The sequence below is a fragment of the Variovorax sucrosi genome (genome assembly GCF_051216635.1).
Classification (GTDB): Bacteria; Pseudomonadota; Gammaproteobacteria; order Burkholderiales; family Burkholderiaceae_C; genus Variovorax.
Genome location: NZ_JBPJZU010000007.1, coordinates 1 through 16,742, shown reverse-complemented (window position 1 = coordinate 16,742; position 16,742 = coordinate 1). Strand labels below are relative to the sequence as shown.

At 68.3% G+C, this 16,742-nt stretch carries 21 protein-coding genes; 13 read left to right on the top strand and 8 right to left on the bottom strand.

What is annotated here, in order from left to right; translation table 11 throughout:
• Positions 1-23: 23 nt before the first annotated feature.
• Positions 24-449 (top strand): organic hydroperoxide resistance protein, encoded by a 426-nt coding sequence (locus ACSFBE_RS14490; protein WP_435491099.1) that lies wholly within the window; start codon positions 24-26, stop codon positions 447-449.
• Positions 450-522: 73 nt separating this feature from the next.
• Entirely contained in the window at positions 523-1,266 is a 744-nt protein-coding gene (locus ACSFBE_RS14485; RefSeq protein ID WP_435491098.1) for a response regulator, read from the top strand.
• 92 nt (positions 1,267-1,358) lie between these two features.
• Here ACSFBE_RS14485 and ACSFBE_RS14480 read toward each other — a convergent pair whose 3' ends face one another.
• The 4 genes from ACSFBE_RS14480 to ACSFBE_RS14465 form a co-directional block, all read right to left on the bottom strand.
• Entirely contained in the window at positions 1,359-1,949 is a 591-nt protein-coding gene (locus ACSFBE_RS14480; protein WP_435491097.1) for a thioredoxin family protein, read from the bottom strand.
• A 157-nt stretch (positions 1,950-2,106) separates the two neighbouring features.
• Positions 2,107-2,475 carry a hydroxyisourate hydrolase gene (locus tag ACSFBE_RS14475; protein WP_435491096.1) on the bottom strand — a complete coding sequence of 123 codons (369 nt, stop codon included), beginning with the start codon at positions 2,473-2,475 and terminating at the stop codon, positions 2,107-2,109.
• A 54-nt stretch (positions 2,476-2,529) separates the two neighbouring features.
• Complete coding sequence (locus ACSFBE_RS14470; RefSeq protein WP_435491095.1) at positions 2,530-3,420, bottom strand: restriction endonuclease; 891 nt, start codon at positions 3,418-3,420, stop codon at positions 2,530-2,532.
• Positions 3,421-3,480: 60 nt separating this feature from the next.
• A complete protein-coding gene (locus ACSFBE_RS14465; RefSeq protein ID WP_435491094.1) occupies positions 3,481-5,295 on the bottom strand; it encodes a glutamine--tRNA ligase/YqeY domain fusion protein in 1,815 nt (604 codons plus the stop codon).
• 164 nt (positions 5,296-5,459) lie between these two features.
• Between ACSFBE_RS14465 and ACSFBE_RS14460 the strand changes: the two genes are divergently transcribed.
• Positions 5,460-5,828, top strand: a complete 369-nt coding sequence (locus tag ACSFBE_RS14460; RefSeq protein WP_435491093.1) for a hypothetical protein — start codon at positions 5,460-5,462, stop codon at positions 5,826-5,828.
• Between the two features lie 126 nt (positions 5,829-5,954).
• On the opposite strand, the gene ACSFBE_RS14455 is transcribed toward ACSFBE_RS14460, so the two are convergent.
• From ACSFBE_RS14455 to flgA, 4 genes are all read right to left on the bottom strand, one after another.
• A complete protein-coding gene (locus tag ACSFBE_RS14455; protein ID WP_435491092.1) occupies positions 5,955-6,515 on the bottom strand; it encodes a hypothetical protein in 561 nt (186 codons plus the stop codon).
• 71 nt (positions 6,516-6,586) lie between these two features.
• A complete protein-coding gene (locus tag ACSFBE_RS14450) occupies positions 6,587-7,042 on the bottom strand; it encodes a flagella synthesis protein FlgN (RefSeq protein ID WP_435491091.1) in 456 nt (151 codons plus the stop codon).
• Positions 7,039-7,338 (bottom strand): flagellar biosynthesis anti-sigma factor FlgM, encoded by a 300-nt coding sequence (gene flgM, locus ACSFBE_RS14445; RefSeq protein ID WP_435491090.1) that lies wholly within the window; start codon positions 7,336-7,338, stop codon positions 7,039-7,041. The genes ACSFBE_RS14450 and flgM overlap by 4 nt, the downstream gene beginning before the upstream one ends.
• A gap of 79 nt (positions 7,339-7,417) precedes the next feature.
• On the bottom strand, positions 7,418-8,128 hold the full coding sequence (flgA, locus tag ACSFBE_RS14440) for a flagellar basal body P-ring formation chaperone FlgA (protein ID WP_435491089.1): 711 nt from the start codon (positions 8,126-8,128) through the stop codon (positions 7,418-7,420).
• A gap of 213 nt (positions 8,129-8,341) precedes the next feature.
• Between flgA and flgB the strand changes: the two genes are divergently transcribed.
• From flgB to ACSFBE_RS14390, 10 genes are all read left to right on the top strand, one after another.
• Positions 8,342-8,749, top strand: coding sequence for a flagellar basal body rod protein FlgB (gene flgB, locus ACSFBE_RS14435; protein WP_435491088.1), 408 nt, complete (start codon positions 8,342-8,344; stop codon positions 8,747-8,749).
• 28 nt (positions 8,750-8,777) lie between these two features.
• Entirely contained in the window at positions 8,778-9,194 is a 417-nt protein-coding gene (gene flgC, locus ACSFBE_RS14430) for a flagellar basal body rod protein FlgC (protein ID WP_435491087.1), read from the top strand.
• Positions 9,195-9,217: 23 nt separating this feature from the next.
• The gene (locus ACSFBE_RS14425; protein WP_435491086.1) at positions 9,218-9,946 is read left to right on the top strand and encodes a flagellar hook assembly protein FlgD; all 729 of its coding nucleotides are present in this window, start codon (positions 9,218-9,220) and stop codon (positions 9,944-9,946) included.
• Positions 9,947-10,026: 80 nt separating this feature from the next.
• The gene (flgE, locus tag ACSFBE_RS14420) at positions 10,027-11,259 is read left to right on the top strand and encodes a flagellar hook protein FlgE (RefSeq protein WP_435491085.1); all 1,233 of its coding nucleotides are present in this window, start codon (positions 10,027-10,029) and stop codon (positions 11,257-11,259) included.
• A gap of 44 nt (positions 11,260-11,303) precedes the next feature.
• The gene (flgF, locus tag ACSFBE_RS14415) at positions 11,304-12,044 is read left to right on the top strand and encodes a flagellar basal-body rod protein FlgF (protein ID WP_435491084.1); all 741 of its coding nucleotides are present in this window, start codon (positions 11,304-11,306) and stop codon (positions 12,042-12,044) included.
• Between the two features lie 50 nt (positions 12,045-12,094).
• A complete protein-coding gene (gene flgG, locus ACSFBE_RS14410) occupies positions 12,095-12,877 on the top strand; it encodes a flagellar basal-body rod protein FlgG (RefSeq protein WP_435491083.1) in 783 nt (260 codons plus the stop codon).
• A gap of 2 nt (positions 12,878-12,879) precedes the next feature.
• Positions 12,880-13,596, top strand: coding sequence for a flagellar basal body L-ring protein FlgH (locus ACSFBE_RS14405; protein ID WP_435491082.1), 717 nt, complete (start codon positions 12,880-12,882; stop codon positions 13,594-13,596).
• Between the two features lie 32 nt (positions 13,597-13,628).
• A complete protein-coding gene (locus ACSFBE_RS14400; RefSeq protein WP_435491081.1) occupies positions 13,629-14,744 on the top strand; it encodes a flagellar basal body P-ring protein FlgI in 1,116 nt (371 codons plus the stop codon).
• Positions 14,745-14,759: 15 nt separating this feature from the next.
• Complete coding sequence (flgJ, locus tag ACSFBE_RS14395; RefSeq protein WP_435491431.1) at positions 14,760-15,752, top strand: flagellar assembly peptidoglycan hydrolase FlgJ; 993 nt, start codon at positions 14,760-14,762, stop codon at positions 15,750-15,752.
• Positions 15,753-15,785: 33 nt separating this feature from the next.
• Positions 15,786-16,742 (top strand): MCP four helix bundle domain-containing protein (locus ACSFBE_RS14390; RefSeq protein WP_435491080.1); only part of this gene is annotated, 957 nt, incomplete at its 3' end.

The window sequence follows — 16,742 nt, the reverse complement described above, 5'->3', positions numbered from 1 at the left end:
CGCAACCAACGAAAGAAGTCACCATGACCTTGAAGATCGAGAACCGGCTCTACACCGCCCACACCCACACCACCGGTGGCCGCGACGGCGCCGGCACATCCAGCGACGGCGCACTCGACGTGCAGCTCAGCCCGCCCGGCTCGGGCAAGCCCGGCACCAACCCCGAGCAACTGTTCGGCGTCGGCTATTCGGCCTGCTTCATGGGCGCCATCAAGCTGGCCGGCGGCCGGCTCGGCATCCGGGTGCCCGACAGCGTGGCGGTCGATGCCGAGGTGTCGCTCGGCAAGACCGCGGGCGACGTCGCCTACGCGCTGGCGGTCAAGCTCAGCGTCACGCTGCCCGGTCTGAGCGATGCGCAGAAGTGGCAGCTGGTCGAAGGCGCGCACCAGACCTGCCCGTACTCGAACGCGACCCGAGGCAATATCGAGGTCGAATTCGCGGTCGCCTGATCGGCGCTTCCCACTCGCATGGCGGCCGGGCTACATTCCGGCTGCCATGCCGCCCACGCACGACCCCCACGCCATGACCGCCCGAAGCTCCGACCATGTGCTCATCGTCGACGACGACCGCGAGATCCGCGAGCTGCTCACCACCTACCTGGTGAAGAACGGGCTGCGGGTGATGGGCGTGCCCACCGGCCGGCACATGCGTGCGGCGCTGGAGAGTTCGGGCCCCTTCGACCTGATCATCCTCGACCTGATGCTGCCGGGCGAAGACGGGCTCACGCTGTGCCGTGACCTGCGCGCGGGCAAGTACAAGGCCACGCCGATCCTCATGCTCACCGCGCGCAGCGAAGAGGCCGACCGCATCCTCGGCCTCGAGATGGGCGCCGACGATTACCTGGCCAAGCCCTTTGCCGCGCGCGAGCTGCTGGCGCGCATCCGTGCGGTGCTGCGCCGCACCCGCATGCTGCCGCCCAACATGCATGTGGCGGCCGAAGACGCGTCGACGCTGGCTTTCGGCGACTGGCAGGTCGACACGATCGCCCGCCACCTGATCGATGCGAGCGGCACGATGGTCGCGCTCAGCGGCGCCGAGTACCGGCTGCTGCGCGTGTTCCTCGACCATCCGCAGCGGGTGCTGAGCCGCGACCAACTGCTGAGCATGACGCAGGGCCGTGACGCCGAGCTGTTCGAGCGTTCCATCGACCTCCTGGTCAGCCGGCTGCGCCAGCGGCTGCGCGACGACGCGCGCGAGCCGCGCTACATCAAGACGGTTCGCAGCGAGGGCTACGTCTTTTCGTCGGCGGTAGAAGCCCGCGCGTAGCGGAGCTGATGCATTCGCAGCCGACCGGGTTGCGGACCTCGTGCGAGAAGCCGCCGGCCAGGAAGAGCAGGGCGAACCACAGGCTCTTCATCTCATGAGCCTTTCGGCGTGGTGGCTGCCGGCGCCGTGTCGGCCGAGGCCGGCTCGGCCAGCAGTGCCTGAATCTTCTTCTCGGTCTCGCCGTAGCGGCCTTCGCCGAAGTGCGAGTAGACGATCTTCCCCTGCTTGTCGATCAGGTAGATGGCCGGCCAGTACTGGTTGTTGAAGGCTTTCCAGGTGCCATAGCTGTTGTCCTGCGCCACCGCATGCCGGATGTGCAGCCGCTCGATGGCCTCGCGCACATTCTTGGTCGACTTCTCGTAGGCGAACTCCGGCGTGTGCACGCCCACTACCACCAGGCCCTGGTCCTTGTAGCGAGCGTGCCAGTCCTTCACCGCGGGCAGATGGTTCAGGCAGTTGATGCAGGTGTAGGTCCAGAAGTCGACCAGCACCACCTTGCCGCGCAGCGCGTCGAGCCGCAGGGGCGGCGAATTGAGCCAGGTGTCGATCTGCTGGAATTCCGGCGCGGCGCGGGCGTTGCCGGCGGGCACGCTGCCGCCGGTCGGTGCTGCGGCGAAGGTGAGTGCGGCGATGCACGCGGCCGTGGCCGCGGTGAGGGCGAGAACGCTGGTGCGGATGCGCATGGTGGGCCTCTGAAGGTGGTCGGTCGGGGTTGACCGGGCCATTGTTCGTCGCGCCACCGGGCCTCAGTGCCTTTTGCGTATCGCACTGTGTAGAGGCCCCTGCTTCACACACGCTGTTTCGTCGGCGGGCCGCACGCCGCCCGTGCCTCGGGCGTTCTCAGGCCGCGCCGCGGAAGCACGACAGCCCCCAGGGCGTGAGCTTCACCGGCAGGTGGTAGTGCTGCGAGAGGTCGGCAATGCCGAAGCGGAACACCTGCACGTCCATGAAGGCCGGCTCGGGCAGGGCCGTGCCACGAGCGCGGTAGTAGTCGCCGACGTGCAGGCGCAGTTCGTACACGCCGATGTCGAACAGCCGCTCGCGGCCCTCGATGCCATCGACCACGCCGTTGCGGCCGACCTGGCCGGAGACCACTGGGCTCCACGTTGGCGCGCCCGCAGCGCCGTCCACCCGCGCAATGTCGACGCGCATGCCGGTGGCGACCACGCCGTTGGCGACGTCGACGATGTGGATGGACACGGCTTGCATGCGAGGGCTCCTGGGGTGATGGTCCGGCAAGGATAGCGGCCGTCAGCGCCTCGTTTAGACGGTGCTGGCGCGGGCCTTCGGAATCGCCCGCCCGCGGCATGTCGGATAGTTCGTGCAGCCCCAGAACGGCCGCGCGAACTTGCCCGAGGTGCGCTCGACCATCTTGGTGCCGCAACTGGCACAGGTGGGCCGCCAGTACTCGCCTTCGTAGGCCACCGCGAGCAGGGCGGCCTGCTGCTCCGGCGTGCGCTGGCCGATCAGCTTCAGCAATGCCGCGCCGTCCTGCAGGTGGATGCCGTTGTCCGCCGCGAAGGCCAGCGCATCGGCGGTGAAGGTCGAACTTGTCACGAAGGTGCCGTGCCGCAGCTTGTTCGCCGTCATCACGCCGAGGAATTCGCGCATCTCCTTCACACCCACCGGCTTGCCCTGCCAGTGCTTGCACTGGACGATGCGCGGCTGGTCCATGTGCTGCGATTCCAGCCAGATGTCCACGCCGCCGTCTGCACCGTGAGACTGGCTGCGTGTCGTGAGCCCCGCCTGCGCATAGAAGGCCTCGCACACGGCTTCGAAGCGGCGCCATTCGATGTCGGCGAGCACGATCTGGCTCCAGCTCGCTTGCTGCCGGACGCCCATCGGCGCGGGCGGTGCCACGGGCGCGGCGGGTGACTTGCGCGCGGCCAGTTTCTTCGACAGTGGTGCTGTGTTCGGCGTGACGGACCGCTGCTGCGGCTCGACGACCGGCTCCTGGTTCGAACGCCGGACGAAGTAGTTCAACACCAGCAGGACGGCGCCCAGCATCAGCGCGACCCACCCCGCCGGTCGCAGCACCTGGCCGATGGTCGGACCCAGCTGGTTGCGCAGCATGTTGGGGATGACGGTGAGGAGCAGCACGCCGATGACCAGGGCGGCGAGGCCTTTGCCGGCGAGGTCAGTGCGTGCTTTCATGCGATGACGGTCGTTTCGACTTGGACGGGAGATGGCCGTTCTTGGCGCGTCGCCTTCGCCTTATTTGCCCCAGCTGTCCCGCATCCCCGCCGCCCGGTTGAACACATGCCGCCCCGCGCCCGCCTTTGCGTCCACCACAAAGTACCCATGCCGCTCGAACTGGAAGCCGGCACCGCCCTCCGCATTCGCGAGTGAAGGCTCCACGAATGCCGAGCACTTCACCAGGCTGTTCTCGTTCAATTCGTCCAGCAGCTCACCGCTGCCAGGCTGTGCCTCGGCAAACAACCGCTCATACAAGCGCACCTCCGCCGCCACCGCATCCGCCACCGCCACCCAGGTGATGTTCCCCTTCACCTTGATCGCGTCCGCGCCCGGCGTGCCGCTCTTGGTGTCGGGTACCAGCGTGGCCTGCACTTCGAGCAGTTGGCCGTCGGCATCGCGCGCGGCGCCGGTGCATACGATGGTGTGGCCGTACTTCAGGCGCACCTTGTTGCCGGGGAACAGGCGGAAGAAGCCCTTGGGCTGCACGTCTTCGTAGTCGGTGCGTTCGATCCAGACTTCGCGGCCGATCTTGAAGTGGCGCTCGCCGCGCTCGGGGTGGTGCGGGTGCACCGGCGCGCTGCAGTCGTCGAGCACCTCGTCGCCGCCCATCAGTTCGCCCCAGTTGCTGATGACGAGCGTCACCGGGTCGAGCACGGCCATGGCGCGCGGTGCGATGGGGTCGAGCGTTTCGCGCAGTGCGGCTTCGAGCGCGGCGTAGTCGGTCCATCCGCCGGCGGACTTGGTGGTGCCGCTGCGTTCGCAGAAGAGCTTGAGCGCCTCGGGCGTGTAGCCGCGGCGGCGCAGGCCGGCCAGCGTGGGCATGCGCGGGTCGTCCCAGCCGTCGACGTGGCCTTCCTCGACCAGCTGGCGCAGCTTGCGCTTGCTGGTGAGCACATGGGTCACGTTCAAGCGCGCGAATTCGTACTGGCGCGGGTGCGGGCTGGCGACGAGGCCGCCGGCGGCCAGGTTATCGAGCAGCCAGTCGTAGAAGGGGCGCTGGTCTTCGAATTCGAGCGTGCAGAACGAGTGGGTGATCTGCTCCAGCGCGTCTTCGATCGGGTGCGCGAAGGTGTACATCGGGTAGATGCACCACTTGTCGCCGGTGTTGTGGTGCGTGGCCCGGCGGATGCGGTAGAGGGCCGGGTCGCGCAGGTTGATGTTGGGGCTCGCCATGTCGATCTTGGCGCGCAGGATGGCGGCACCGTCGTCGAGTTTTCCGTCGCGCATTTCGCGGAAGCGGGCAAGGTTCTGCTCCGCCGTGCGCGACCGGAACGGGCTGTCGGTGCCCGGCTTGCCGAAGTCGCCGCGGTTGGCGCGCATCTCTTCGGGCGTCTGCTCGTCGACGTAGGCGAGGTTGCTTTCGATCAGGTACTCGGCCGCGCGGTACATGAAGTCGAAGTAGTCGCTCGCGAAGTACTCGTGCGGCTGCATCGTGCCCGGCGCGCTGGGGCGGTCGGCCAGGTAGGTCTCGTAGCCCAGCCATTGCACCGCGTCGCGGATGCTGTCGACGTATTCCTGCTCTTCCTTCTCCGGGTTGGTATCGTCGAAGCGCAGGTGGCACACGCCGCCGTATTCCTTGGCCAGTTCGAAGTTCAGCCAGATGCTCTTGGCGTGGCCGATGTGCAGGTAGCCGTTGGGCTCGGGCGGGAAGCGCATGCGGACCTTGGCCGGGTCGGCCATGCCCTGGGCATGGTGGCTGGCGTCGCCGGGCGAGCCGCCCCACCGGCGGCCGGCATAGGTGTTCTGCTGGAGGTCGTTTTCGATGACGTGGCGCAAGAAATTACTGGGGGCCGCGCCCGTTTTGGCGGCGTCTTTGTCTGCTGGGGAGGTCATCTGTTCATTCTAGGGGGAGGGGTGCACGAGTTACCTTTGGCAACGAACTTCACCGGGCGGAGTGAACCTGATTAACACCTGACGCGTTCAATGCACACATGGGCGATTCGCCCGGTCCGCGGATTTGAAAAAACGTCCGCTAAAAGTTTTACAGGAGTCCCGTCATGAGCCTCACACGTTCGACCTTCTTCAAATGGATGGCCGGTGGTGCCGTCGCTGCCGCAGCGTTGCTCGGCGCATCGGCCGCCAGCGCCCGTGGCGACGTGAGCTGGTCCGTCGGCGTCAATATGCCGGGCGTGGCGCTCGGCGTGGCTGCACCGACCTACTACGCGGCGCCGCCGGTGTATTACGCACCGCCCCCGGTCTATTACCGTCCGCCGCCGCCGGTGTACTACCGTCCGGCACCGGTGTACTACGCACCGCCGCCGGTGTACTACCGCCCCGCGCCCGGCTATTACCGCGGTGATGGGTACGGCCATGGACGTGGACATGGTCACGGTCGCGGCTACGGCGGGCACGGCCACTACCGTTGAGCGGCGCCGGCCCTGAGGGCCGGCAGCACCATCTGACAGCGACGAAGCGCGCGTACGGCCCACCGGCCGGACGCGCGCTTTGTCGTTGGGGCTTCGCACGGCGGGCGAGGCGTGCGGCGTGCCTTCTCAGGCGGCGGCCGTGCCTTCGACGGGCGCGGCCGGCTGGGGCTGCGGGTCCAGCGCCTGCAGGATCGCGAAGGTGGCGTCCATCTCCGCCAGCAGGCTCCGCTTGCGGTCTTCCCAGAGCTGGCGCTGCTCCACCGAGCCGCCGGAGCGGTAGATCTCGTGGTTGGCCGCATCGACCAGGGTGGTCAGTGCCGCCAGCTTGGTGCCCAGGAAGGCCTGGCGGCCGCGCAACTCGGCCTCCTGGCGCAGCGTTTCGGCATCGTGGCGGGCTTCACCGGCGGCGTTGAGCTGCATCAGCAGCGTCATCGCCAGCCCGACCACCGTGAGGAAGCCGAGCGCCGGCCCGAGGATGCCGCCCATGAGAAAACCGAACTGGCCCCACAGCCCACCGGCCGCCGGCCCGGCGGCGCCGGACGCCGCTTCGGCATAGCGCAGCGCGATGTAGGCCGCAAAGCCGAACAGCGCCAGCGCGCAGGCCAGCAGCACCCAGGGAAAAGCGGCCAGTGCCCGGTTGCGCCGGGAAGGCCGCGTGAGGAGGTCGTTGCTCGGCGGGTTCGACATTCGGTTCTGGCGGGACGCGAAACGCCCCGAGGTGCAAGGAGCGGGCCGATCGGACCCGCGCGACGGCCGGGTCAGCCCAGGGCGAGATGCCCGCGCAGCGACGACGTCGGCTTGCGCACGCCATCGGGGCCGTAGAAGAGTTCGGTGCTGGCCTGCAGGAAATGCAGGGCGCGCTGGGTGAAGTCGAGGTGGCTGTAGACCATCGAGCCGTTGCGCCGGTTGGCCACGCGGGCCTGCTCGGCCAGTTGCAGCAGGCTCTTCCAGGCTTGCTTGGTGGCTTCGCCGGCCGCGTTGGCGGCAGCGCTCGCACCCTCGCGGCCGGGCTCGTAGCCCAACGCGCACTGGGCCGCTTCGCGCGCCCGGTCGAGCTCGGCCATGCGGTCCATCAGGCGGGTCTTGCCCTCGGTGATGGCCGCCAGGTCGTGGAACCGGCCTTCGAGCATGGCCTTCTCCTCGCGGTCCAGGGCCGCCAGGAAGTCGTGCACGCAGGAAATCTCGGCGCAGAGGTGAGCGAGCAGGGTGTTCACGGCTGGGTCTTCGAATCGATCAGATGGCGCACGCTGGTCAGCAGACCGTCGGCGATCCGTTCGGGGTTGATCGCATAGCGGCCGGCACGAATGTCCTCGCGGATCGCTGCAACGCGCGCCGCGTCGAATTCGCCGCTGGCGGCCGGGTTGGGCATGGCGCGGACCCGCGCTGCTGCTTTCACGGCAGCCTCCTTGGTTCGTTCGGCTGCATCGACGCCTGCCGCCGCAGCGGCATTGGCCGCCTTGGGCGCCGTCGCGATGGGCGTGGTCGGTGGGGCAGGTGGGTTGATCTTCAAGATAGTTCCTCAACAGGTTGACCCAGATATCGGCAGCTCGAACAAGAACTTTAGGCCGGGTGTGAAGTTTTGCTCGGGCTCACTGTGACAGGACGATCTGCCCGTCCTCGTCAGCCACGCCGGTGACCATGCGTCCGTCGAGGGTCTTGGCCCGCGCCACCCCGCCGGCAGCGGCCTGCGCCAGGGCGCGCGCCTCGGTGCTGACGGTGAAGCCGGCGCCCTGGGCGACCACCTGCACCGTCTGCCCCTGCTGGATCACCGTGGGCGCGCGCAGCAGTTCCTTGCGCAGCGGCGCGCCGGCGGCGATGCGGCCGGTGGCCCGCACCCCCAGCAGTTCGCCGCCGTGGGTGACCACCGAGCGCGGCAGGGCGGCCAGGTCGCCGGTCTGCTGCGTCAGGTCGGCCGGGCCCAGCGAATCGCCGGGCTCGATCGTGCGCGAGGCCACGTAATAGCTGCCCTCGACCTTCACATAAGCCGGCACGAAGCGCGTCCAGGGCGCGCCGGTGCGGCAGCGCAGCCCGACCGAGACCCGGCCGCGCGGGGCGGCGCCGGTCGGCAGGAAGGCGTCGTAGGCGTCGCAGGCCGGCAGGGTGCCGGTGCCGGGGAGGTTGGCGCTCACGCTGGCCTTGCCCGGCATCCCGCTCGTCTGGCGCGCCACGAGCTGTTCGATGGCCGCCATGGCCGCGGCGGGAAGCGCCTCGGTGGCGCCCGCCGCGGTGGGGCCGAGCAGCGGGGCGAGCGCCGCGAGCAGGGCGGGCAGCGAGCGGCGGAGAAGGTGGCATGGCGTCATGGCGGTGGGGTGGCGCTGGGTGCGCCTGCAGGGGCGCGGAATGCCCCTTGGTGCGAGCAATTCTAGGGAGCGACCCCTGCCCATGAAGTGAGGAAGTGACACCCAAAACACCCTTTGTTCGGCCCATTGCGAAAGCGCCTCGTGCATAGACTCGCTTTCCATCAGTCGCCACGCCCTGTGCTGAAGCGATGCCCCTCCAACCTATGGAAGCACATGATGGACAAGCTCGATGCGGCCCTGAATTTCAACCGCGAAGCACTCAACCTCCGGGCCCAGCGCCAGGAAGTGCTGGCGTCGAACATCGCCCACGCCGACACGCCCAACTACAAGGCGCGCGACTTCGATTTCAGCAGCCGGCTCAACGAGGCCGTCGAGCGCGGCCGCTCGTCGCAGTCGATGAGCATGTCCGTCACCTCCGCTCGCCATCTGCGCGCCGAAGCGCAGGCCATGCCCGACAAGGACCTGCTCTACCGCGTGCCCAACCAGTCCAGCATCGACGGCAACACCGTCGAGATGGATGTGGAACGCATCAACTTCGCCGACAACGCGCTGCGCTACGAGTCGAACCTCACGGTCATCGGCGCGAAGATCAAGACGCTGCTGTCGGCGGTCCAGCAATAACCGCGGTCACCGCCGCCGGAGAGAAAGCATGCCCTTTCCCAGCAACTCGATGAACATCTTCAACGTGGCCGGCTCCGCCATGACGGCGCAGTCGCAGCGCATGAACGTGACCGCGAGCAACCTGGCCAACGCCGAGAGCGTGGCCGGCCCCGACGGCCAGCCCTACCGCGCCAAGCAGGTGGTGTTCGAGGTCGCGGGCTCCGGCCGCAGCGACGTCGGTGGCGTGAAGGTGGCCTCGATCCGCGAAGACCCATCGCCGCCCAAGCTGGTCTACGACCCCAAGAACCCGCATGCGAATCCGGACGGCTACGTGGCCATGCCCAACGTGAACGTCGTCGAGGAGATGACCAACATGATCTCCGCATCCCGCAGCTACCAGGCCAACGTCGAGGTGCTCAACACCGCCAAGACGCTGATGGTCAAGACGCTCACCGTCGGTCAGTAACTCTCCACTCTCACTTTCACACCATGGCCATTCCTTCGACTTCCAGCGTCGCCAACGACCCCGCGGCTGCTGCTGCCGCCGCTGCTGCCGCCGCCGCAGCAGCAGCCGGTACCAACGGCACCAGCACCGCGGACAGCGAGAAGCGCTTCCTGAAGCTGCTCGTCACCCAGCTCAACAACCAGGATCCGCTCAACCCGATGGAGAACGCCGAGCTCACCTCGCAGCTCGCGCAGATGAGCACGGTCAGCGGCATCGAGCAGCTCAACGCCACGCTCAGCGGGCTGGTCAACCAGACCGGTTCCAGCCAGGTGCTGCAGGCCGCGTCGCTGATCGGCTACGCCGTGCTGTCGCCGGGCAACGCGCTGTCGCTCGAGATGGTGAAGAACGAAACCACGGGCGTGACGGCGCCCAAGGAGGTGCCTTTCGCTGTCGAACTGCCGGCCAAGGGTGCCACCGACGTGACCGTGACCATCACCGACGCCAAGGGCAACAAGGTCCGCACGATGGAACTCGGCGCGCTCCCCGAAGGCGCCAACGGCGTCAAGTGGGACGGCAAGAACGATGCGGGCGAGGTGGTGGCCGAAGGCAACTACCAATTCACCGTGGCGGCGACCGGCGCGGGCAGCGCCGTCAAGGCAGAGGCGCTCACCTTCACCCAGGTGTCTGCGGTGAAGCAGGGCGCCAACGGCGTGACGCTCGACCTCTCGACGGGCAAGAGCATCGGCCTGGCCGACGTGCGCATGTTCCTCTGAACCCGGGCGCCTCTTTTTTCCCGGCCGCAGCCGCCTCGCGGTGCGCCGTTTCCTCATCGCATTGAAACAAGGACATCATCATGGCTTTCTCCCAAGGCATCAGCGGTCTGGCTGTCGCCGCCGCGAACCTCGACGTCATCGGCAACAACATCGCCAACTCCGGCACGGTCGGCTTCAAGTCGGCGGCCGCGACCTTCCAGGACGTGTATGCCGGCTCGCGCGTCGGCCTCGGCGCCTCGGTCGCCAGCGTGACGCAGAACTTCACCCAGGGCGTGACGCAGAGCAGCAGCCGCCCGCTGGACGTCGCCATCCTCAACGGTGACGGCTTCTTCCGCCTGGCCAGCCCGAGCGGTGAAGTCATGTACTCGCGCAACGGCCAGTTCACCCGCGACAACCAGGGCTACATCGTCAACGCCGCCGGACTGCAGCTGACGGGCTACGGCGTGTCGGCCACCGGCACCATCAACGGCGGCACGCCGGCAGCGATCCAGGTCCCGAACAGTGCCATGGCACCGAAGGCGACCACCACCATCGATGCCGCGTTCAACCTCGACTCCCGCCTCGCGACGCCGACCAAGACGCCGTTCAGCGCGACCGATTCGGACACCTTCAACTATTCCAACGCGCTGGGCCCGATCTACGACTCGCTGGGCAACCCGCACGAGCTGGGTGCCTACTTCGTCAAGGCCCCCGCCCCCGCCACCAACACCTGGAACGTGTACGGCACGATCGACGGCGCGCCCATCTCCGCGGCCACGCCACCGGTCCCGATGGCCAGCTACACCTTCGACGGCAACGGCAACATGACGGCGCCCGCGGGCGGCACGTTCAACGTCGGCCCGCTGGCCTTCGGCAACGGCTCGGTAGCGCTGACCGCGGCGGTCGACCTCACCGGCACGACGCAGTTCGGCAACGTGAACGAGATCCGCAAGCTCGCGCAAGACGGCTACACCTCCGGCACGCTGACGGCCTTCTCGATCAACCCCGACGGCACCATCACCGGCACCTACTCGAACGAGCAGACCAACCTGCTCGGCCAGGTCGTGCTCAGCTCCTTCGCCAACCCGAACGGTCTTGAGCCGATGGGCGAGAACGTCTGGGCCGAAACGCAAGCCTCGGGCGCCGCGCTCACCGGCACGCCGGGCGCCGGCACCAAGCAGGGCTCGCTGGCTTCGGGCGCGCTCGAGGCATCGAACGTCGACCTGACCTCCGAACTGGTCAACCTGATCGTGGCGCAGCGCACCTACCAGGCCAATGCGCAGACGGTGAAGACGCAAGACCAGGTCATGCAGACGCTGATGAACATCCGCTGACGCGCAAGCCTCGCCTTCCTTCGTCACCTTTTCAGGAGAACCCAGTGGATCGAATGCTGTATGTCGCGATGAGCGGCGCCAAGCAGGCCATGGAGCAACAGGCCTCGGTCGCCAACAACATGGCGAATGTCTCGACCCCCGGGTTCCGCGCCCAGGTCAATGCGTTTCGCGCGGTGCCGGTGGTCGGCGAGGAAGCGCAGACGCGTTCCTTCGTCGTCGCCACCACGCCCGGCGCCGACTTCAGCCACGGCCCGATGACCGAGACCGGCCGCGAACTCGACGTCGCCGTCAAGGGCGAGGGCTGGCTGGTGGTGCAGACCGCCACGGGCGAGGCCTACACCCGCGTGGGCAATCTGCAGGTGGCCGCCGACGGCCAGCTCACCACGATGGGCGGACGCCCGGTGCTCGGCGACAACGGTGCGCTGGTCATTCCGCCCGGCGCGACCGCCACCGTGGCCAGCAACGGCCTGATCGCCGCGCGCGGTGCCGGCGACCCGGCGGTGGGCGTGGCCGAGGTGGGCCGGCTCAAGCTGGTGAACCCGCCGGCCCTCGACCTGGTGCGCGGCGACGACGGCCTGTTCCGCATGCGCGAGGGCCTGCAACCTGCCGCGGCCGACCCGGCCGTCTCGCTGATGAGCGGCGTGGTCGAAGGCAGCAACGTCAATCCGGTCGAGGCCATGGTGGCCATGATCGCCAACGCGCGCAGCTTCGAGATGCAGATGAAGTCGATCAGCACCGCCGACACCAACGCGCAATCCGCCAACAAGTTGCTGGCGTACGGCTAAGAGGCCGAGGCCCCGCCCGTGCCCGACGCCGTTCCACAGGAGTATTTCCCATGATCCGTTCCCTCTATATCGCCAAGACCGGCCTCGATGCGCAGCAGACGCAGCTCGACGTCGTGTCCAACAACCTGGCCAACGTCGGCACCACCGGCTTCAAGCGCAGCCGCGCCGTGTTCGAAGACCTGATGTACCAGAACATGCGCCAGGTCGGCGGCCAGACCTCGGACCAGACGCGCCTGCCTTCGGGCCTGCAGCTGGGCACCGGCGTGCACGTGGTCGCCACCGAGCGCCTGCACTCGCAGGGCAACCTCACCAAGACCGACAACCCGAAGGACGTGGCCATCAACGGCGGCGGCTTCTTCCAGGTGCTGATGCCCGACGGAACCACCTCGTACACCCGCGACGGTTCGTTCCAGACCAATGCCGAGGGCCAGCTGGTGACCGCCAGCGGCTTCCAGGTGCAGCCGCAGATCACGATCCCGCAGAACGCCACCAGCATCACCGTCGCCCGCGACGGCACGGTGTCGGTGACGCAGGCCGGCTCCACCGCGACGGTGCAGGTCGGCCAGCTGCAGCTGGCGACCTTCCTGAACGCGACCGGCCTGCAGAGCCTGGGCGAGAACCTCTACAACGAGACCGACGCGTCGGGCGCGCCCAATGTGGTGGTCCCCGGCCTCGAAGGCGCCGGCGTCCTGACGCAGGGCTATGTCGAAGCCTCGAACGTGAATGTGGTCGAGGAGCTGGTGAACATGATCGCCACGCAGCGCGCCTACGAAATCAACAGCAAGGCCGTCCAGACCTCGGACCAGATGCTGGCCCGTCTCGCCCAGCTGTGATCATGCGCAGGCCCGTTCTTCCCGCAAGCGGTGTCGCTGCGCCCGCAGCGCGCCTCCTGGCGCTGTTCGTGGCCGTGGTGGGAGCGGGCTGCGCCCAGATTCCACGCGAGCCGCTGGTGCACCAGCCGATGACCGCGCGTGCCGACAGCCAGGCGACGGCGGCCGCCCGGCGCCCGACCGGCGCGATCTTCCGCGACGGCCCCGGTGCCAATGCCCTGTTCGAGGACCGTCGGCCGCGCAACGTCGGCGACATCCTGACCGTCGTCATCAGCGAACGCGTGAACGCCAGCAAGAACTCGGGCGCCAACGCCAGCCGCACCGGCAGCACCACCGGCACCTTCGCCGGCGGCATTCCCAAGCTGATCGGCTCGCTGCTCAACGGCCAGGACACCAACCTCGCCGGCACCAATGGGCTCCAGGCGCAGGGCGGCGCGAATGCCAACAACACCTTCAACGGCGTGATCACCGTGACCGTGACCGACGTGATGCCCAACGGCAACCTGCTGGTGAGCGGCGAGAAGCAGATGGGCATCAACCAGGGCACCGAGTTCATTCGCTTCTCGGGCGTGGTGAACCCGCGCACCGTCTCCGGGAACAACACCGTGCCGTCGACCCTGGTGGCCGACGCCCGCATCGAATACACGGCCAAGGGCTACATCGACGAGGCCCAGCACATGGGCTGGATGCAGCGCTTCTTCCTCAACGTGATGCCGTTCTGATGGCGCGCCTTCAGAACCGAAAGAAACCAGCCATGCATCTCCCGCGCACTCTGCGTTCAATCTTGGGTCTCGTGGCGCTGTGCGCTGCGGGGCTGGCTGCGCCCGCCCATGCCGAACGCCTGAAGGAACTCGCGAGCATCCAGGGTGTGCGCGACAACCAGCTGATCGGCTACGGCCTGATGGTCGGGCTGGACGGCACCGGCGACCAGACGACGCAGACGCCGTTCACCGTACAGAGCCTGAACAACATGCTGCAGCAGCTGGGCATCACGATCCCGCAGGGCCAGAACATGCAGCTGAAGAACGTCGCAGCAGTGATGGTCACGGCCACGCTGCCGGCCTTCGCGCGGCCGGGCCAGAACATCGACGTGACGGTGTCGTCGATGGGCAATGCCAAGAGCCTGCGCGGCGGCACGCTGCTGCTGACGCCGCTCAAGGGCGTCGATGGCCAGATCTATGCGCTGGCACAGGGCAACATGGTCGTTGGCGGCGCGGGCGCGTCGGCCAACGGCAGCAAGGTGCAGATCAACCAGCTCGGCTCCGGCCGCATTCCGGCCGGCGGCCTGGTCGAGCGCGGCGTCGAGGCGCCGCTCGGCAACGACAGCACGCTGTCGGTCGAACTCAACCGCTCCGACTTCGGCACCGCCAAGCAGGCGGTCGATGCCATCAACCGCGAGTTCGGCCCCGGAACGGCCGAGGCGCAGGATGCCCGCGTGATCGTGGTGCGCGCGCCGATGCCCGAGGCCCGCGTCGGTTTCCTCGCGCGGCTCGAATCGCTCGAGGTCACGCCGGCGCAGGCCTCGGCCCGGGTGGTGGTGAACGCCCGCACCGGCTCGGTGGTGATGAACCAGAACGTCCGCGTGCAGGACTGCGCCGTGGCCCACGGCAACCTGTCGGTGGTGATCAACACCGAGCCGGTGGTGAGCCAGCCGGGCGCCTTCTCGGGCGGTCAGACGGTGGTCGCGCAGACCTCGCAGATCTCGGTCAACCAGGGCGGCGGCGCGCTGCAGATGGTCAAGGGCGGCGCCTCGCTCGCCGACGTGGTCAAGGGCCTGAACAGCCTGGGCGCCAACCCGCAGGACCTGGTGTCGATTCTCCAGGCCATGAAGTCTGCCGGTGCCCTGCGCGCCGAGCTCGAGATCATCTGAGGACGCAGCGTGGCCATCACCGCAGCCAATTCCTGGGGCGCCGATGCGGCACGCACCGGCGCGCTCGACCAGCGGTTCGCGCTGGACGTGCAGGGCGTCGACGCCCTGCGCCACACCGTCCGAAGCTCGCCGGAAGAAGGCCTGAAGCAGGTCTCGCGGCAGTTCGAGGCGATGTTCATGAACATGGTGCTCAAGAGCATGCGCGAGGCCTCGCCCTCCAGCGGCCTGATGGACGGGCAGAACGAGAAGGTCTACCGCTCGATGCTCGACCAGCAGCTGTCGCAGAACCTGTCCGGCCGCGGCCTGGGGCTGGCCGAGGCGATGCTCGCGCAACTCGGCCGCAGCGCCGCCGCCACCGCCACCGCCAGTCAGGGCAGCGCCGATGCAGACGCGCCGGCCGGCTTTGCGCTCGACCGACTGGTGTCCTTCCCGCTGAAGGAAAACGCCGGCATCCCGATCGGCTCGGCACCGTCGCCGCGCGTCGGTGCGGACCTGAATCTGTACCGCGTCAACGGTGACCGCGGCGCGGGCGGCGGTGGTGACAGCGGCTCGCTGCAAGGCAAGGTCGATGACTTCGTCGCCCGCATGGGCGGCTCGGCGCGGTCGGCCAGCGCCGCGAGCGGCGTGCCCGCACCGCTGATCCTGGCGCAGGCTGCGCTCGAATCGGGCTGGGGCAAGCGCGAGATCCGCGGCGACGACGGCACCCAGAGCTTCAACCTGTTCGGCATCAAGGCCGACCGCAGCTGGAAGGGCCCGGTCGTCGAGACCCTGACCACCGAATACGTCGATGGCGAGCCGCAGAAGGTGCGTGCCAAGTTCCGCGCCTACGGCTCCTACGACGAGGCCTTCACCGACTACGCCCGCTTCATGACGCGCAACCCGCGCTACGCCGACGTGCTGAGCACCGGCGACCCGGCCGCGGCCGCCCACGGCCTGCAGCGCGCCGGCTACGCAACCGACCCCGATTACGGGCACAAGCTCGTTCGGATCATGCAGAAGTTCGGCTGAGCGGACGCCGCGCCGACCACAAAGAGAGACACGATGAAAAACTGGAAGATCGGTACACGGCTGGGCACCGGCTTCGCCCTCGTGCTGGCACTGGCGGCGGTCATCGCCGCGATCGGCGTGATGGGCCTGCAGCGCGTGGGCGACGGCACCCAGCGGATGGCGCAGCAATCGCTCGCCAAGGAGCGCCTGGCCGCGGCCTGGATGCATGCCACCAGCAACAACAGCGTTCGCACCTTCGCGCTGGTGAAGAGCAACGACCCCGCCGTGCAGGCCTACCTGCAGCAGAACATCGGCGCCACCAGCAAGCTGATCTCGGAGACGCAGAAGAAGCTCGAGGCCCTGCTCGCGTCGCCGGAGGAAGAGGTGCTGAGCGCCGACATCCGGGCCAAGCGCTCGGAGTACATCGCGCTGCGCAACAGCATCCTCAAGCTCAAGGCCGACGGCAAGCAGGACGAGGCCGGCCAGGTCACCGACAGCAAGCTGGTGCCGATGCTGGCGAGCTACGACGCCAGCATCCAGGCCATGCTGGCGCACCAGCAGAGCGAAATCGACCGCGCCGCGGCCGGCATCGATGCGCTCTACCGCTCGGGCCGCGTCGGCCTCATCAGCCTCACCGTGGCGGCGCTCGCGCTGGGCGCGGCGCTGGCCTGGTGGCTGACGCGGGGCATCACCCGGCCGCTCGGGCGCGCGCTCGACGTGGCCCGTTCGGTGGCCGCCGGGGACCTGACCCAGACGACGAAGGTCGATTCCCGCGACGAGGTCGGGCAGCTGCTGCAGGCCCTCAACGAAATGAACCACAACCTGGCGAAGATCGTCGGCGAAGTGCGCCAGGGCACCGACACCATCGCGACGGCGTCGAGCCAGATCGCCTCTGGCAACCAGGACCTGTCTTCGCGCACCGAAGAGCAGGCCAGCTCGCTGGAGCAGACGGCGGCCTCGATGGAAGAACTGACGTCGACCGTCAAGCAGAACGCCGACAACGCACGCCAG

What these genes read in the sequence shown, in the direction of transcription:
- ACSFBE_RS14465 (WP_435491094.1), bottom strand. Translation starts at nt 5,295, where the DNA reads ATGACCTCCCCAGCAGACAAAGACGCCGCCAAAACGGGCGCGGCCCCC.
- ACSFBE_RS14480 (WP_435491097.1), bottom strand. Translation starts at nt 1,949, where the DNA reads ATGCGCATCCGCACCAGCGTTCTCGCCCTCACCGCGGCCACGGCCGCG.
- ACSFBE_RS14460 (WP_435491093.1), top strand. Translation starts at nt 5,460, where the DNA reads ATGAGCCTCACACGTTCGACCTTCTTCAAATGGATGGCCGGTGGTGCC.
- flgE (WP_435491085.1), top strand. Translation starts at nt 10,027, where the DNA reads ATGGCTTTCTCCCAAGGCATCAGCGGTCTGGCTGTCGCCGCCGCGAAC.
- ACSFBE_RS14490 (WP_435491099.1), top strand. Translation starts at nt 24, where the DNA reads ATGACCTTGAAGATCGAGAACCGGCTCTACACCGCCCACACCCACACC.
- flgB (WP_435491088.1), top strand. Translation starts at nt 8,342, where the DNA reads ATGATGGACAAGCTCGATGCGGCCCTGAATTTCAACCGCGAAGCACTC.
- flgA (WP_435491089.1), bottom strand. Translation starts at nt 8,128, where the DNA reads ATGACGCCATGCCACCTTCTCCGCCGCTCGCTGCCCGCCCTGCTCGCG.
- ACSFBE_RS14400 (WP_435491081.1), top strand. Translation starts at nt 13,629, where the DNA reads ATGCATCTCCCGCGCACTCTGCGTTCAATCTTGGGTCTCGTGGCGCTG.
- flgC (WP_435491087.1), top strand. Translation starts at nt 8,778, where the DNA reads ATGCCCTTTCCCAGCAACTCGATGAACATCTTCAACGTGGCCGGCTCC.
- ACSFBE_RS14470 (WP_435491095.1), bottom strand. Translation starts at nt 3,420, where the DNA reads ATGAAAGCACGCACTGACCTCGCCGGCAAAGGCCTCGCCGCCCTGGTC.
- ACSFBE_RS14455 (WP_435491092.1), bottom strand. Translation starts at nt 6,515, where the DNA reads ATGTCGAACCCGCCGAGCAACGACCTCCTCACGCGGCCTTCCCGGCGC.
- flgG (WP_435491083.1), top strand. Translation starts at nt 12,095, where the DNA reads ATGATCCGTTCCCTCTATATCGCCAAGACCGGCCTCGATGCGCAGCAG.
- ACSFBE_RS14425 (WP_435491086.1), top strand. Translation starts at nt 9,218, where the DNA reads ATGGCCATTCCTTCGACTTCCAGCGTCGCCAACGACCCCGCGGCTGCT.
- ACSFBE_RS14405 (WP_435491082.1), top strand. Translation starts at nt 12,880, where the DNA reads ATGCGCAGGCCCGTTCTTCCCGCAAGCGGTGTCGCTGCGCCCGCAGCG.
- ACSFBE_RS14485 (WP_435491098.1), top strand. Translation starts at nt 523, where the DNA reads ATGACCGCCCGAAGCTCCGACCATGTGCTCATCGTCGACGACGACCGC.
- ACSFBE_RS14475 (WP_435491096.1), bottom strand. Translation starts at nt 2,475, where the DNA reads ATGCAAGCCGTGTCCATCCACATCGTCGACGTCGCCAACGGCGTGGTC.